General features: G+C 66.2%; 11 protein-coding genes. 7 read left to right on the forward strand and 4 right to left on the reverse strand.

All coding sequences use genetic code 11. The features are described from left to right. Positions 1–61 precede the first annotated feature (61 nt). Positions 62–1,573 carry a glycerol kinase GlpK gene (glpK, locus tag SPHI_RS12240; protein WP_408640490.1) on the forward strand — a complete coding sequence of 504 codons (1,512 nt, stop codon included), beginning with the start codon at positions 62–64 and terminating at the stop codon, positions 1,571–1,573. A gap of 359 nt (positions 1,574–1,932) precedes the next feature. Here the strand turns inward: glpK and SPHI_RS12245 are convergent, their stop codons facing one another. Next, positions 1,933–3,246 (reverse strand): sensor histidine kinase, encoded by a 1,314-nt coding sequence (locus SPHI_RS12245; RefSeq protein WP_076745239.1) that lies wholly within the window; start codon positions 3,244–3,246, stop codon positions 1,933–1,935. A gap of 199 nt (positions 3,247–3,445) precedes the next feature. Beyond that, positions 3,446–4,807: a sigma-54-dependent transcriptional regulator gene (locus SPHI_RS12250; protein WP_076745240.1), complete on the reverse strand. Its 1,362-nt coding sequence runs from the start codon at positions 4,805–4,807 to the stop codon at positions 3,446–3,448. A 338-nt stretch (positions 4,808–5,145) separates the two neighbouring features. On the opposite strand from SPHI_RS12250, the gene SPHI_RS15005 reads away from it, so the two are divergent. The 5 genes from SPHI_RS15005 (at position 5,146) to SPHI_RS12270 (ending at position 11,560) form a co-directional block, all read left to right on the forward strand. Then, complete coding sequence (locus SPHI_RS15005) at positions 5,146–5,292, forward strand: hypothetical protein (protein WP_158049699.1); 147 nt, start codon at positions 5,146–5,148, stop codon at positions 5,290–5,292. A 40-nt stretch (positions 5,293–5,332) separates the two neighbouring features. Further along, complete coding sequence (locus tag SPHI_RS12255; RefSeq protein ID WP_076745241.1) at positions 5,333–6,658, forward strand: efflux RND transporter periplasmic adaptor subunit; 1,326 nt, start codon at positions 5,333–5,335, stop codon at positions 6,656–6,658. Continuing rightward, positions 6,658–7,338 (forward strand): ABC transporter ATP-binding protein, encoded by a 681-nt coding sequence (locus tag SPHI_RS12260; RefSeq protein ID WP_076745242.1) that lies wholly within the window; start codon positions 6,658–6,660, stop codon positions 7,336–7,338. Before SPHI_RS12255 ends, SPHI_RS12260 begins: the two co-directional genes overlap by 1 nt. Positions 7,339–7,360: 22 nt before the next feature. Then, entirely contained in the window at positions 7,361–9,856 is a 2,496-nt protein-coding gene (locus tag SPHI_RS12265) for an ABC transporter permease (RefSeq protein ID WP_076745243.1), read from the forward strand. Between the two features lie 408 nt (positions 9,857–10,264). Beyond that, complete coding sequence (locus SPHI_RS12270; protein ID WP_076745244.1) at positions 10,265–11,560, forward strand: Hsp70 family protein; 1,296 nt, start codon at positions 10,265–10,267, stop codon at positions 11,558–11,560. A 39-nt stretch (positions 11,561–11,599) separates the two neighbouring features. Here the strand turns inward: SPHI_RS12270 and SPHI_RS12275 are convergent, their stop codons facing one another. Next, a complete protein-coding gene (locus SPHI_RS12275; RefSeq protein WP_076745245.1) occupies positions 11,600–11,812 on the reverse strand; it encodes a hypothetical protein in 213 nt (70 codons plus the stop codon). A 123-nt stretch (positions 11,813–11,935) separates the two neighbouring features. On the opposite strand from SPHI_RS12275, the gene SPHI_RS12280 reads away from it, so the two are divergent. Then, a complete protein-coding gene (locus SPHI_RS12280; RefSeq protein WP_076745246.1) occupies positions 11,936–12,316 on the forward strand; it encodes a response regulator in 381 nt (126 codons plus the stop codon). Between the two features lie 38 nt (positions 12,317–12,354). Here SPHI_RS12280 and SPHI_RS12285 read toward each other — a convergent pair whose 3' ends face one another. Further along, a complete protein-coding gene (locus SPHI_RS12285) occupies positions 12,355–15,240 on the reverse strand; it encodes a TonB-dependent receptor plug domain-containing protein (RefSeq protein WP_076745247.1) in 2,886 nt (961 codons plus the stop codon). Between the last annotated feature and the right edge of the window lie 180 nt (positions 15,241–15,420).

Below are 15,420 nucleotides of genomic sequence, written 5' to 3' on the forward strand. Positions count from 1 at the left end.
ACATCACTTGACGTTCGGACGAAAGGCAGTGAAGTTCGATTGCGGTGGTTTGAGGGAGAGGGTGGTGGGTTCGTTCGTCTTGGTGATTGATCAGGGGACGACCTCTACGCGGAGCGTGCTGTTCGATGACCAGGCGCGGCGGGTGGCGATCGCGCAGACGGAGTTCGCGCAGCATTATCCGGCGCACGGCTGGGTCGAGCACGACCCGGAGAAAATCTGGCGCGATGCGCTGACCACCGCGCGCGAGGTGATCGGGAAGGGCGGCATCAAGCCCAAAGACATTGCTGCGATCGGCATTACCAACCAGCGCGAAACCGCCGTCATTTGGGACCGCGCGACCGGCCAACCCATTCACAACGCTATCGTTTGGCAGGATCGGCGCGGCGCGGAGATGTGCGCAAAGCTGCGCGCGGATGGGGCGGAGGAGCTGGTGCGCAGCCGCACCGGGCTGCTGATCGACCCCTATTTCTCGGCCACCAAGATCGCCTGGATGCTGGACAATGTGCCCGACGCGCGCGCGCGGGCGGAGCGCGGCGAGCTGGCGTTCGGGACGATTGACAGCTTCCTGCTGTGGCGCCTGACGGGTGGCAAAGTGCACGCCACGGACGTCACCAACGCCAGCCGAACCATGCTGTTCGACATCCACAAAGGGGGGTGGGATCGGGCATTGCTGGACCTTTTCCGGGTGCCCGAGGGCATTTTGCCGGCGGTGAAGGACAATTCGTGCGTTTTCGGCAGCACAGTTGCGGGCCATTTCGGGTGCTCGATTCCGATTGCCGGCATGGCGGGCGATCAACAGGCGGCATTGTTCGGCCAGGCCTGTTTCGATCGCGGCGCGGCAAAATCGACCTATGGCACCGGTTGCTTCATGCTGCTCAACACCGGCGCCGAAGCGATCACGTCCAAGCACCGGCTGCTGACCACGCCGGCCTATCGGCTGAACGGCGAGACGACCTATGCGCTGGAAGGATCGATCTTCGTCGCGGGCGCGGCAATCAAGTGGCTGCGCGATGGGCTGGGCATCATCACCCATGCCAGCCAGACGAATGACATGGCGACGCAGGTGCCCAACAGCCATGGTGTCTATATGGTGCCGGCGTTCGTGGGGCTGGGCGCGCCGCATTGGGACCCGGCGGCGCGCGGATCGATCCATGGGCTGACGCTGGACAGCAGCGCGGCGCATCTCGCCCGCGCGGCGCTGGAGGCGGTGGCGTATCAGACGCTTGATCTGGCGGAGGCGATGGTTGCGGATGGGGGCAGCCGGCCCGAGCGGCTGCGTGTCGATGGCGGCATGGCGGCGAACGACTGGCTGTGCGGATTTCTGGCTGACCTGACCGGCATGGCGGTGGAGCGGCCGGGCGACCTGGAGACGACGGCGCGGGGCGCGGCGTTTCACGCGGGGCTGGCGACGGGGGTTTGGTCGGGGCTGGATGAGCTGGCGAAGCTTTGGTCGCGCGAGCAGTTGTTCGAGCCCGGGATGGACGAAGAGGTGCGTGCGCCGCTGGTTGCCGGATGGCGAGATGCGGTGCGGCGGACGCTGAGTTCCTCCGGGTTTGCAGCGCGGGCGAACTGACCGGCGTTATGGCCGGTCATGCTGGGCTTGTTCCGGCATCACCGTTCCGCGGCTCTCGTGCCGGCGAGTTTGCGGGCCGGTGGATCCCGGCACAACACCGGGATGACGGCGGCGTAGTCTGCGCGTGTGCCCCACGCAGTCGGGCTTGCGGGGTACGGGACGGAAAGCGAGACCCCGGATCAAGTGGAGTCCTCCGAAAGAGCACTTCATCATGCCGCGCTGATCCAGCACCAGGGTGCCGCACACCTTGAGCTATTGAGTTCGTGGAACGCTGTACCCGGCACAAGGCCGGGGTGACGAAGCTTTGTGATGACCAATCGGTGTCGCAGTGGTCCCGATCAACGTCCGCAGGTGCCGACTCATAACAGCAGGCGGAATGCCGCTCCGCCGGCCGGCGCGTCATGGACCTCTAGCGTGCCGCCGTGGGCGACGGCGATCTGCCGGGCGAGGTTGAGGCCGACGCCCGTGCCCTTCGCGCGGGTGGTGAAGAAGGGCAGAAAGATTTCTTGGCGCAGTTTGGCCGGCACGCCGGGGCCGTTGTCGGCGACTTCGATCATCACCGGGCGCGCGGGAGCGATCGTCAGCGCCACCGCAGGATCCGAGCGGTGGTCGCGTGCGGCCTGGGCGGCGTTGCGGAGCAGGTTGAGAAGGAGCTGAGATAGCAGAGCGCGGTCCGCGTTGATTGTCATGGCGGTGCAATCGACCGACAAGATCACGTCGGGCCATTCGGCGCGGAATAGCCGGGCATGTTCGTCGGCGAACTCGACCGCGGGGAAGGGGTGCCGCACCACGGTGGGTTCGCGCGCGACGACGCGATAGCTGTCGATGAAGTGTCCCAGGCCCTGGGTACGACGCGCCAATGTCGTGGCGGCCTCGCGCGCGTCGGCGATGCGCGCGCCGTCAACGCTATCGTCGCCGAGCAGGGCGGCGGTGGTCTGCGCCAGCGACATGACGGGCGTGAGCGAATTGAGGATCTCGTGGGTGAGAACCCGGACGATGTCGGTCTGCGCCGCCATCTCCACCGCATCCAGCGTTTCCTGCACCGGCTGCACAACCACCGCGCGGGTGCGGCGGCCGAGGCGATTGAGCATCGCCTGGCGCACCAACGTGCGCTTGGCGCGGCCGTCCAGGTTGAGGATCAGCATTTCCTCGCCCGATGCGTCCTCATCGGCCAACCGGCGGGCGAAGGTGGCGCCATAAACGCTGTAATCCTCCGGGCGAACGCCTGAGTGGCGAGTGAAAAGCACGCGCGCGGCCTTGTTGCCCGGCTCCACCCGGCCGCCATCGACCGTCAGCACCGCCACGGGCATGTCGTCGATCAGCGCCTCCAGGTAGCGAAGCTCGGCATCGGTCTGGCCGCGCTGTTCGCGCAGGCGGCGGACCGTGCCATTGAGCGCGGCGCCGAGCTTGCCAAAGCCGGCGCCGCCGCTTTCGGGGAAATGCGCGGCGAAATCTCCGAGCCGCAGCGCCTCAAGGAAGCGGGCGAGTTCGATGTTGGTGCGCTGAACGTGGCGCCACAGGGTGACGGCGGCGAGTGCGGCGATGCCGATCGTCACCACGCGCACCATCAGCAGCGACGGGGTGCGGAACGCCCAAACCACCGTCATCAACGCTAACATCAGCAGCGCGACGCGGAACACCAGCCCGAGCGTGAAGCGGCCGTCAAACCCCATGGTGAGGCCATCGGTGGCGGATCGGCGATCTGGCGTTCCTCCCTTGCCACGGGGAGGTGGTGCCACAGGCGTCGGAGGGCGCGGGCGGCGGAGTGCTCTCGGGTGTTCCGTGTCGCCCCCCGCCGTCGGCGCTTTGCGCTGCCACCTCCCCCTGGCGGGCGAGGAAAGTGGGGGTGGCGATCATAACGGCGGTCACGCGCTACAGCCCGTGCTTTTCCATGCGGCGGTAGAGCGCGGCGCGGGAGAGGCCGAGTTCGGCGGCGGCGCCGGTGATATTGTAGCCGTGCTTGCGCAATGCCTCCTCGACGAGGCGGCGTTCGACACGGTCGAGGTTGAGGTCGGCCGCTTGTGGTGTCGGCGTCGGGGCCGGTCGGCTTACGCCAGCCTCCAGCCCGAAATCCTCGGGATCGAGCACCGTGCGGGTGGAGAGGATGACGGCGCGTTCGACGGCGTGGCGCAGCGCACGCACGTTGCCGGGCCAGTCATGCGCGATCAGCGCGGCGCGCGCGGCATCGCCAAGCGTCGGGAGCGGGCGATTGTAGCGCTCGGCGTAGAGCGCCAGGAAGTGCTCGGCGAGTTCGATCACGTCCTCCGGTCGCTCGGCGAGCGGGGGCAAAGCGATCTCGACCGTGTTGAGCCGGTAGAGCAGATCCTGTCGGAACACGCGTTCGTCCATCAGCCGGTCGCGCGGCATGTTGGTAGCGGCGATCACACGGATGTTGACCTTGACCGGCTTGTTGGCGCCGACCGGGGTGACTTGCCGCTGTTCCAACGCGGTGAGCAACTTGGGTTGCAGATGGAGCGGCAGATTGCCGATCTCGTCCAAAAACAAGGTGCCGCCGTCCGCGGCCTGAATGCGACCGATGCGATCGGTCTTGGCATCGGTGAAGGCGCCTTTCACATGGCCGAACAATTCGCTGTCGATCAGTTCGGTGGCGATTGCACCAAGGTCCACCGTTTGGAGTACCTGGCCGGCACGCTGCGAGCGGGCGTGCAGCTCGCGCGCGACGACTTCCTTGCCGGTGCCGTTCTGGCCGAGGATCAGGACATTGGCGTCGGTCGGCGCGGCGCGCTCGATCAGCGAATGGACGCGCGCCATGGCGGGGGAATGGCCGAGTAGCGGGGACTTGGATGCGGGTGCCGGGCGGGGCGCGCCGGCGGCGACGCGCGAACGGCGCAACGCCGCGGCGGTGCGCACCGTGGCGAGCAGGCGATCGTTCGACCAGGGCTTGGGCACGAAATCGGTCGCGCCGCGCTTCATCGCGGCGACGGCGACATGGACGCCGGCATGCGCGGTGATCATCACCACAACGATCTCCGGATCGAGCTGCGTCAGGCGATCGAGCCAGGCGAGGCCTTCGCTGGCGTCGGTTGCACCGCGCGCGAAATTGGCGTCGAGCAGGACGACGTCGGGGGTGTGGCGCTCGATTTTGGGCAGCGCGTCCTCTGGGGTGCGGGCAGTGATCACCTCGCGAAACAGCGGGCGCAGCAATAGGCGTGCGGCGAGCAGGATATCGTCGTCATCGTCGACGATTACGCAGCGATCGAATTCAGGCCCCATCCCGTCCACTTTCGTAATGCAAGTGTTCGGGAGTGAACAATCAATTCTTGTGCCATGTCGGTTTTGGCGGGGCGCGGCTGTCCAAGGGCGGCGTCACCCTGAACTTGTTTCAGGGTCCACCGATCCGCCGGCGAAGTCATGGATTGTGGCGCGGTGGATGCTGAAACAAGTTCAGCATGACGGCGGTTAAGCGGATGACGCTCGCCTCACCTCCGTCATCCCCGCGAAGGCGGGATCCATATACGCCAGCGCCGGTTGTCCTCGCGCCGTCCGCCCGTATGGATCCCCGCCTCCGCGGGGATGACGACGATTGGCACGTCGCATGCAAGGCCTCTCGCATGACCGATGCGCCTCTTGCCCGCTTGCTGTTGTTCGCGCTGCTGCTGATTGCGGCCATCTCTCTCGTGCGTGCGCCGCGGACGGTGACGCCGACCTTTGCCGTCTCGCTCAATACCCCGCATCTCAGCGTTTCGGTGTCGCTGTGAGCCGTTCGGTTTCGCACACCATTGTCCGGATTCGGACACGATGAGCGTTCTCCAGATGGCGCAGGACCGACCTGCCGCGCGCGCGCCCGTTTCAGGCAGCGGGATGGACCGGGTGGTGGAACGCAAGCGGCTGCCGAGGGCAGCGGTGATCGGCGGCGGCGTGATCGCGCTGGCACTCGCCGCATTGCTCTTCTGGTGGCTGGCGCCGCGGGCGGGGACGCAGTCGATCGCGGCGGAGCGGCTGACGATCGCCACCGTCCAGCGTGGCACGTTCGACGACTACATACCCCTGCGCACCCGCGTCACACCGTTGCTTACCGTTTATATCGACGCAATCGAGGGCGGTCGCGTCGAGCAGGTGCTGGTCGAGGATGGCACGATGCTGGCGAAGGGCCAGCCGATTGCGATCCTGTCCAATGCGGAGCTTCAGCTTTCGACGCTGGCGCGGCAGACCGAGGTCGAGCAGCAGATCAACAACATGCGATCGCAGGAACTGAGCCTGGCGCAGACGCGTGTCGCCAACCAGCGATCGGTGCTCGAGGCGCAACTGGCGCTGGAAAAGGCGCAGCGCCAGTTCGATCGCGAGGCGCCACTGGCGCGCAAGGGATTTGTCGCGGGGCGGCAGTTCGCGGATACCGAGGATCAGCTGCGCTACGAGCGGCAACGGCTGGCGGTGGTGCGGCAGGGGCGGTCGACCGACGAGCAATTGCAGCGCGGCCAGTTGGCGCAGCAGCGCGCCTCCACCGCGTCGTTGCAGACGGGGCTGGAGCTGGCGCGCGCCAATCTCGACGCGCTCAACCTGCGCGCGCCGGTGGCGGGGCAATTGTCGGGCTTCTCGATCCAGGTCGGCCAGTCCATGCAGCGCGGCGAGCGGATCGGGCAGATCGACTCTCCCGGCCGCAACAAGCTGCAGGCGGGGGTGGATGAGTTCTTTCTCGGCCGTGTCGAGGTGGGGCAGACCGCGCGAATCGAGGCTGGTGGGCGCGATCATCGTGCGCGCGTCACCAAGATCTTCCCGCAAGTGCAGAACGGTCAGTTCCAGATCGAATTGCAGTTCGTCGGGGCGGAGCCGGCGGGCTTGCAGCGCGGGCAGACGGTGCAGGCGCGGCTGACACTGAGCGATCCCGCGCCCGCGGTGCTGATCCCCAACGGCGGCTTCTACAATGACACGGGCGGCGCCTGGGTGTTCGTCGCGGCGCCGGACGGGCGATCCGCGGTGAAGCGCCAAGTGCGGCTCGGACGGCGCAGCGCCGACTCGATCGAAGTGCTCGACGGCCTGTCACCGGGCGAGCGCGTGATCATCTCCCCGTACACCGGGTTCGCCGACAAGGACGCGCTCGACCTCACTCAAGGAAAGGATGTTTGATGCTGCGGATGCGCGAGGTTGCACGGCTGTACCGGACCGACAGCGTCGAAACGGTGGCGCTCGACGGGATCGATCTCGACATTGCGAGTGGCGAGTTCGTGGCGATCATGGGGCCGTCGGGGTGCGGCAAGTCGACATTGCTCAACGTCCTCGGGCTGCTCGATAGCCCGACCGGTGGATCGTACGTGTTCGACGGGACGGAAGTAGCGGGGTTGTCCGAGGCGAAGCTGGCCGATTTCCGCAAGGCCAACATCGGCTTCATCTTCCAAAGCTTCAACCTGGTCGACGAACTGACGGTGCAGGACAATATCGAGCTGGCGCTGCTGTACCACAATGTCTCCGCCAAGGAGCGGCGGGCGCGAGCGGAGACGGTGATGGACCGGGTCGGCATCGCGCATCGCGCGCGGCACCGGCCGAGCCAACTATCGGGCGGGCAGCAGCAGCGCGTGGCGGTGGCGCGCGCACTAGTCGCGGCGCCCAAGCTGATCCTGGCGGACGAGCCGACCGGCAACCTCGACACCAATCATGGCGAGGAAGTGATGCGGATGCTGCAACAGCTCAACAGCGAGGGATCGACGATCGTGATGGTCACTCACTCGCCAGCGCATGCCGATTACGCCAGCCGCGTCGTCAACATGCTCGACGGGCGCATCCTGCAAGAACGCCGCCGCGCGGCTTGACGCCAGAAGGAGGACGGCCGCCATGTGGCGCAATTACTTCACCGTCGCGGTCAACGCGCTGGCCAAGAACCGGGTGTATTCGATCATCAACCTGCTCGGGCTGGCGATCGGCATGGCGGCGTGCCTGATGATCCTGGCGTTTATCCGTTATGAGACCAGCTACGACCGCTGGGTGCCGGACGGCGAGAACACGTACCAATTCCAGACGTGGTGGCCCGATCCGAGCGACGGCAATCCGCTGTTCCTCCAAATGTCGAGCTACATCACCGCCGAGCGGCTGAAGAAGGATTTCCCGCAGGTCGAGGCGGTCAGCTATGTGCTAGGCGGTACGCCGTCGATCACCAAGAACGGGCAGGTGACGACGGCCAAGGATTACCTCACCGCCGACAGCGATTTCCTGCGCGTGGTGGATCTGCCGATCCTCAAGGGATCGAAGACCGCGCTCAACGCGCCCGATACTGCGGTGCTGACACGCTCGGAAGCGATCCGTCAGTTCGGAACCGACGACGTGGTCGGACGCACGATAAGCCTGATCCAGAAGGGCCGCACTTACGATTACCGCATCAATGCGGTGCTGGCCGATTTGCCGAAACGTTCACACCTGCGCATCAATGCGATCGTGCGGCGGGACTTCCCTTCGTACTTCGCGCAGGAGCCCGATTTCCTGACGTGCTGGGGATGCCAGTCCGGCTGGGTCTATGCCAAGCTGAAGCCGGGCACGGACGCCGGCGCCATCAACGCGCAGCTACCCGCCTGGGAAAAGCGCAACATTCCTGACGAGAACATCGGCGGCACGCGCTACAATGCCGGCGACGAGACCGACTGGACGCTGGTTCCGCTCGCCGACGTTCATCTCGGCAAGGCTCAGGCGGGCGCGATGTCGCCGGGCAACGATCGCCGCACCATCGCGACCTTCGCCATCATCGCGGTGCTGATCCTGGGGATGGCGGTGGTGAACTTCACCAATCTGGCTACGGCCCGCGCCGGGCAGCGGGCGCGCGAAGTGGCGCTGCGCAAGGTACTGGGCGCGACGCGCCGGCAATTGGTGGCCCAGTTCGTGGGCGAATCGCTGCTGGTGGCGGGGATCGCCGTGCTGATCGCGCTGGCGCTCGCCGAATTGCTGGTGCGGCCGTTCGCGGCGTTCCTTGGTGCCGATTTCCACCTCACCTATCTGGGCGAGAATGGCATGCTGCTGCCGGCGCTTGCGCTGATGCTGATCGTCGGCGTGGCCGGTGGCCTGTACCCGGCGTTCTTCCTGTCGCGCTTCCAGCCGGCAAGCGTGCTCAAGGCGAACAAATCCTCCACGGAAACACCGGGCAGCGGGCTGCTGCGCAGCCTGCTGGTGGTGGCGCAATTCGCCATTTCGATCGGGCTGATCATCTGCACCGCGATCGTCTATGGCCAGACGGTGTACGCTCGCTCGGTCGATCCGGGGTATAAGCGCGACCAGATCCTGCAGGTCGACAACATGAGCCGCTATCAGCTGATCGGGCGCGGCGAACCGATCGCGGAGCGGATGAAGCGCATCCCCGGCGTAGTTGCGGTCGGCCGCACGGACATCGGCGTGGCGACCAAGAACAGCAACAACACCGGCGTGCTGGTACCCGGACGCGCGGAGGCGGTGAACCTCGGTTTCTACAAGGTGGACGTTGGTTTCCGCGAGGCCATGGGGATCGAGCTGGTCGCCGGACGCTGGTTCGACCGGGCGCGGCCGATGGACGATCAGACGCGATCTTTCCCTGAAAAGCCGGAGGAATTGCAAGCGCTGGTCGCGCGCGGATCGAACATCGTCGTCAACGAATTTGCCGCACGCAAGCTGGGTGCGCGCACGCCGGAGGAGGTTCTCGGCAAGACGTTCCGGCTGGGCGTGGGGCCCGGCAATGGCGAGATGCCGATCACCGTTGTGGGCGTCGTGAAGGATTCGCGCTTCCGATCGGTGCGCGATCCGATCGACCCTATCATGTTCATCGGCACGCGCGAGGGGCAGACGCACATGGTGATCCGCTATACCGGCGATCCCGCGGCCACGCGTGCGGCGGTAGAGCGGGTGTGGAAGGACAGCGTCAGCGACGTGCCGTTCGAGGCGCAGTTCAGCGAAGCAATCGTTCAGGATCTGTACGAAGCGGAAGAAACGCGTGCGCAGATCTTTGCCGGCTTTGCGATCCTAGCGGTGGTGATCGCCTGTCTCGGGCTGTTCGGGCTCGCCGCCTTTACCGCGGAGCGCCGCACCAAGGAGATCGGCATCCGCAAAGTGCTGGGCGCGCGCACGCCCGATATCGTGCGGCTGCTGGTGTGGCAGTTCAGCCGGCCGGTGTTGATCGCCAATGTCATCGCCTGGCCGCTGGCCTGGTGGGCGATGCGCGACTGGCTGAACGGCTTCGACACGCGAATGGCGCTGACGCCCACGCCATTCCTGGTCGCGGGCGGGCTCGCGCTGGGGATCGCGGTGGTGACGATCGCGGGGCATGCGTTCAAGGTGGCGCGGGCGAACCCGATCCGGGCGCTGCGGTACGAGTGAGGGGCGGGGTTGAGTGCGTGTGCTGTTCGCTCCTTCCCGGCACAGGGAGGGGGACCAGCGAAGCTGGTGGGGGGGCTGTCCACAGGCGGTGTCGCTTGTGGCGGCGCCCTCCACCACGCCGCTGCGCGTCGCGGTCCCGCTCCCCGTGCCGGGGAGGAGTGAGCTAGTCCCTGCTGCCGTCATGCTGAACTTGTTTCAGCATCCACCGCCCCCCCACGCCGAACGGGGTGTGAGGGACGGTGGCCCCTGAAACGAGTTCAGGGTGACGCCAGTTTGGAGGTAAGTGGCGCGCGCTCAGCGGCACGATGACCTTTCACCAAGTGCCACCTGCTTGTTCGGGCTCTGCTGCCGTGGCATAGCCGCGCGCCGCCGCACGGCGGGTTCCCTTCGGCGACAAAGGAGCAGGCCGTGGACAGCAGCGCGAGCGCGCTTGGCCTCGATTTCGGCACCACCAACACCGTTGCGGCGCTGGCCAATGGCAGCGGCGAGGCGCAGCTGATCGAGTTTGCCGGCGAGGCTGCGACTGGGGCGGTGTTTCGATCCGCCCTGTGCTTCTGGGAAGACGAAGGCGCGTGGAACGGCGTGGCGCATGAGGCGGGGCCGTGGGCGATCGGGGAATATCTGGAGTCGCCGCTCGACAGCCGTTTCGTGCAATCGTTCAAGACCGTTGCGGCAAGCGCCCTGTTCGAGCGTGCGCTGATCTTCGGCAAGCCGTTCCGCTTCGAGGATTTGGGGCAGCGCTTCCTGCAGCGGCTGGTGACGCATGCCGGCGGGCAGCTGGACGCCCGGCCGGCGCGGGTGATCGTCGGGCGGCCGGTGGAATATGCCGGGGCGCGGCCTGATCCAACGCTGGCGCGGCGGCGCTATGACGCGATGCTCGAAGGGTTCGGCGTCGAGTTGCATTATGTCTATGAGCCGCTGGGTGCGGCGTACAGCTATGCCGCGCGACTGACCGAGCCGGCGACGATCCTGGTGGCCGATTTCGGCGGCGGGACGACCGATTTCTCGCTGGTGCGGGTGGCGGAGCCGGGGGCGGCGCGGCGCTGCGTGCCGCTCGCCTCGTCGGGCATCGGCATTGCGGGCGACCGGTTCGATCAAAGGATCGTCGACAAGCTGCTGCTGCCGCTGCTGGGCAAGGGCGGAACGTATCGATCATTCGGCAAGTTGCTCGACATTCCCGGTGGCTATTTCGCCGATTTCGCCGACTGGTCCCGTTTGGCGATGATGCGCAACCGGCGCACGCTGGAGGAGCTACGGCGGCTGCAAAAGGACGCGACCGATCCCGCGCCGATCGGGCGGATGATCGCGTTGATCGAGAATGAACAAGGCTTTCCGCTGTATGACGCGGTCGGGCAGGTCAAGCGCGCGCTGTCGGGAGCGGAAGAAGCGGAGTTCCGCTTTGACGGCGGCGGGGTGGCGATTGCCGCGCCGGTCACCCGCGCCGAGTTCAAGGAATGGATCGGGGACGATCTGCGCCGGATCGAAGGGGCAATGGATGCCGCTTTGGCGAAGGCCGGGATTGAGGCGGCCGCGATCGATCGCGTGTTCCTGACGGGTGGGTCATCGCTGATTCCGGCGATCCGAGCGATCTTCGAGCGGCGGTTCGGCGGCGAGCGGATCGCGACGGGGGGTGAGCTGACCTCAATCGCGCATGGACTGGCGCTGATCGGAGAGCAGCCGGATCTGGCGGAATGGGTGGCGTGAGTCGCTCCTGTCCTTCTTATCGCCGATAGGAGGATAGGCTCAGTGGCAAATCGGCAGGGGGGCGCGGGTCGTTCGCCCGTCCGCCAGCGTGACGTTGGCGCGACCATCGGTGATGACGCTGGTGACGGTGGCGCCGGTGATCAGGTCGCCCAGCGCCACGGGAAAGCCGCTGTTCGCCAGCGCGCGCACGAACGCCAGCCCTGCCGGTGCGTCGCCGACCACAACGATGTCGTGTGTGGCGGCGCATGTCACGGCGGCTATAGCATGGCGGGATGTTGAGCGCTTACCTCCATCGCCCGAGTGCTCCGGCCCGTCGACGGGTGTCGTGTTCTGGAACTTGCGTGGAAAGAAGCGGTTCTCGCAAAGGAGACCTGGATGCGCCACGTACTTGTGATCGAGGATCAGTGGCTGTTCGCGCAGTTCGTGGCGGATGTCGCAATGTGCGCCGGCGCCTCTTCGGTTGCGATTGCCGACACGGCGGATGCGGCGGTCGCCCTCGCCCACCAGCACAAGCCCGCCGTGATCCTGTGCGATGTCGATCTGCGCGCCGGCGGGCGCGGACCCGATGCCGTGGGGCGGATTCACCGCGAAGTCGGGTCGGCGCCGGCGATTTTCATCACCGGTAATCCCGACCATGAAGGCGCGCTTCGCCATGCCGCCGCGATCCTCGCCAAGCCGGTCAGCCCGGATCAGTTGCTGGAAACATTTCGCGAGGTCGTGAAGCGGCTGCCGGCTCGCCACACGTTGGCCCATTGAACAAGCCGGCGGCGAGCCCAAGGCCCGCCGCCCGGCGATCAGAAGCGGATACGGCCCCCGACCGTGATGTAGCGACCGATCGTGTCATACAGCAGCGGATCGACCACGCGCGAGGTGCCGAGCGTAATGTTGTTGGTGTCCGACGGAGGCGGATCCTTGTCGAACAGGTTGTTGATCGTCAGGAACAGTTCGGGCTTGGCGTTCCCGGCCTCGATCTGCTGACGGATCGTGAGATTGGTGTAGAACACCTCCGGCACGCGATCCACATCGACGGTTACGGGCGGAATGGCGCGCCGGTGGGCGCCGATGAACCGTTCCTGCAACGAAATGGTGGTGCCGCCCGAGGTGTAGGTGGCCTGCAGGTTCGCGCGCCAGCTCGGGAAGGAGCCGGTGCCGGCATATTGCACCGATTGCACGCCGCGCGCTTCCTGCGTGTAATCGTCGAGATAGGTGGCGATGCCGCGCAGGCTTAGCTTTCCGCCGAACAGGTCCGTCGAATAGCTGGCGTCGAAATCGAGACCGGAGATCTGCACCGTTGCGATGTTGAGCGCGATGCCGTTGACATCGCTCAGCTGACCGTCGGCGCCGCGCACAGTGAGCGCGCAGAGCGACTGGTCACCCGCGAAACACTGATTGACCAGCTGTTGCGCCGACAAGGTGGTGATCGCGTCCTCGATCTTGATCTTGTAGTAATCGATCGAGAAACCGAAGCCCGGCAGGAAGCTGGGGCGGTAGGACAGGCCCGCCGCGATCGTCTTTGCGCGTTCCGGCACCAGATTCGGGTTGCTGCCGGTGAAGGTGAAGACGTTCTGCGTCACCTGATTGTTGCGGAACGGATCGATGATCGCGACCACGTTGCGCGAGCGCGGGCCGAACAGATCGCCGATGTTGGGCGCGCGAATGTCACGCGAATAGGTGCCGCGCAGCCGCAGCCCGTCGATGATCTCGCTGGTAAGGCCGAGCTTCCATGTCGTGACGCCGCCGCTGGTGCTGTAATCGGTGCGGCGGACCGCGCCGTTGAAATCGATCGACTGCAGGAAATTGTCGCCGCGGAACAGCGGCACCAGGATTTCGCCGAACGCTTCCTTCACGTCATAGCTGCCGGCCGATCCTTGCGGATTGGTGGCGATGAAGCCGCTGGTGCCCGAGATCGGATCGACCTCGATCGACCCGGACAGGTCGCGATATTCGGCGCCGACTGCTGCGGCGACGTCACCCGCCCAGGTGGAAAACAGATTGCCGCGCACGGTGAGGGCGACGACGTCCTGCTTGGCGATCGACCGGGCGAAGCCGCTGCCGCCCATATAGTCGCGCTGGGCCTGCGTGATCGGCGCGGTGCCGAACGGATTCCAAGCGACGCAGCCGTTGGAGGGGTTGGTCAGCGAGGAACGGCAGACGATCTGGCCGGTCGCCGGATTGACCACCGCATCCGCCGCAGCGAGCGTGTTGGCGCGGTTGCGCTGATTGGCGGCGAGCAGTTCGTAGCGCGATTCGCCATGCTCGTAATAACCATCGACGGTGAAGCCGCCGAGCTCGGCCTTGAAGCCGGTGGTGAGGTTCAGCGTCTTGGTGATGTTGGTCACCTCGTTCTGGCCCCAGGTGCCGTCCAGCTTGCCCAGCTCGATCGAGCTATAGCCATTGGCATCCATGATCGCGCGGATGTTGGCCGGCAGATAGGCGTTGTCGCGCTGGACGACGATGCCACTGCTGCCGATGAAGAACGGCATCAGCAGCGGATAGGCGCTCTTGGAATAGCCGTAGGAGCCTTCCGCAAAGACCGAGAAATTGTTGCTGACCTCGAACTCGGCATGCGCGAAGGCATTCTTGCTGTTGAGATCCGAGACGATCGCTGCCGGATAGCGCGGGCCTTCGCCGCCGACCTCGACGGTTCCGGTGAAAAGGGATCCGTGCTGATAGAGCGATTGTTCGCCGCCAGGGCCGAACTGGATGTCGCGCAGCGCGCCGGAGAGGTTCGCGCCGGTGAGGCGCGTGGCGCCGCGCCGGGCGCCAGTGATGATGCCGCCATAGGTGGCCGCGGCGAGGTTGACGTCCTCGCGCAGCAGCAGCTGCGGCTGTCCGTTGGTCTGGGTGTAAGTGGGGTTCGGGATTGTCGCCCAGCCGCGGTTCGCCCAATCACGCTGGCGGCCGTCGATTGGATCCTGTTCCATGATGCTGCCGCTGACGATCAGGCTGCCGCGATCGTCGGCAAAGCCGAAGCCGGCCGATGCCTCGGCGCCCCAGCTATGGCCGTCGCCATGCGTCGAGATGCCGTTGCGCAGCTCCGCCATCACACCGCGGAACTTGGTGTCGAGCACGAAATTGACCACGCCGGCGACCGCGTCCGAGCCATAGGCCGCGGAGGCGCCGCCGGTAACAATGTCGACGCGCTTGATCAGCTGCTGCGGGAAGGCCGCGATGTCGGACGTGCCGGTGACGCCCGATGCTGGCGGGCGGCGACCGTCGAGCAGCACCAGCGTGCGGGTGATGCCGAGATTGCGCAGATTGGCGGTACTCGACGTGCTCGACACCGAGCCGCCGGGCGTAAAGCTGGGGGTGGAGGGACCGGTCGAGCCGGTGAGCTGCGGCAACTGGCGAAGCGCGTCGGAGATGTTGGGCGCCGCGTTCTTCAGATCCTCGCTGCCGACGACGGTGATCGGGGTCGGGGCCTGATAGCCGTTGGAAACCACGCGCGAGCCAGTAACGATGATGTCGCCATCAGTCGAAGAGGCGGAGGCGCGCGGTGCCTCGTCCGCGGCGGGATCGAGCGCGTCGGTCTGCGACTGGCCGGGCGTGCCTTTGGCCGCATCACCGGCGACGGCATCGTCGGGAACCGTGCCGAGATCGGTTGGCGGGGTTTGCGCCGCGGCGGTGGTGGCGCTCAATGCGATAACCGAGCAGCACGCCAGCATGTTGATAAGCTTCACAGGCCTTTCCTCTCCCTTGCGCACGTCGTCGATCCCTGGCCTTGCAGCGCCCGATACCTCGGTTCCCGCCGCAGGCTGTCTGCCGACACGCTTGTGCACGCTTCATCCACTTAACGGATGAACAACGGCGGGCTTAATGCCCCTTCATCGAAGCCTTTACAAGCGTGAAAAATCGGCCCA

Source organism: Sphingomonas jeddahensis, assembly GCF_001981525.1.
Taxonomy (GTDB): domain Bacteria; phylum Pseudomonadota; class Alphaproteobacteria; order Sphingomonadales; family Sphingomonadaceae; genus Sphingomonas; species Sphingomonas jeddahensis.

Bases quoted from the DNA above. Each gene is read 5' to 3' on its own strand.
- SPHI_RS12245 (WP_076745239.1), bottom strand. From the start codon at position 3,246: ATGGGGTTTGACGGCCGCTTCACGCTCGGGCTGGTGTTCCGCGTCGCG.
- SPHI_RS12250 (WP_076745240.1), bottom strand. From the start codon at position 4,807: ATGGGGCCTGAATTCGATCGCTGCGTAATCGTCGACGATGACGACGAT.
- SPHI_RS15005 (WP_158049699.1), top strand. From the start codon at position 5,146: ATGACCGATGCGCCTCTTGCCCGCTTGCTGTTGTTCGCGCTGCTGCTG.
- SPHI_RS12255 (WP_076745241.1), top strand. From the start codon at position 5,333: ATGAGCGTTCTCCAGATGGCGCAGGACCGACCTGCCGCGCGCGCGCCC.
- SPHI_RS12260 (WP_076745242.1), top strand. From the start codon at position 6,658: ATGCTGCGGATGCGCGAGGTTGCACGGCTGTACCGGACCGACAGCGTC.
- SPHI_RS12265 (WP_076745243.1), top strand. From the start codon at position 7,361: ATGTGGCGCAATTACTTCACCGTCGCGGTCAACGCGCTGGCCAAGAAC.
- SPHI_RS12280 (WP_076745246.1), top strand. From the start codon at position 11,936: ATGCGCCACGTACTTGTGATCGAGGATCAGTGGCTGTTCGCGCAGTTC.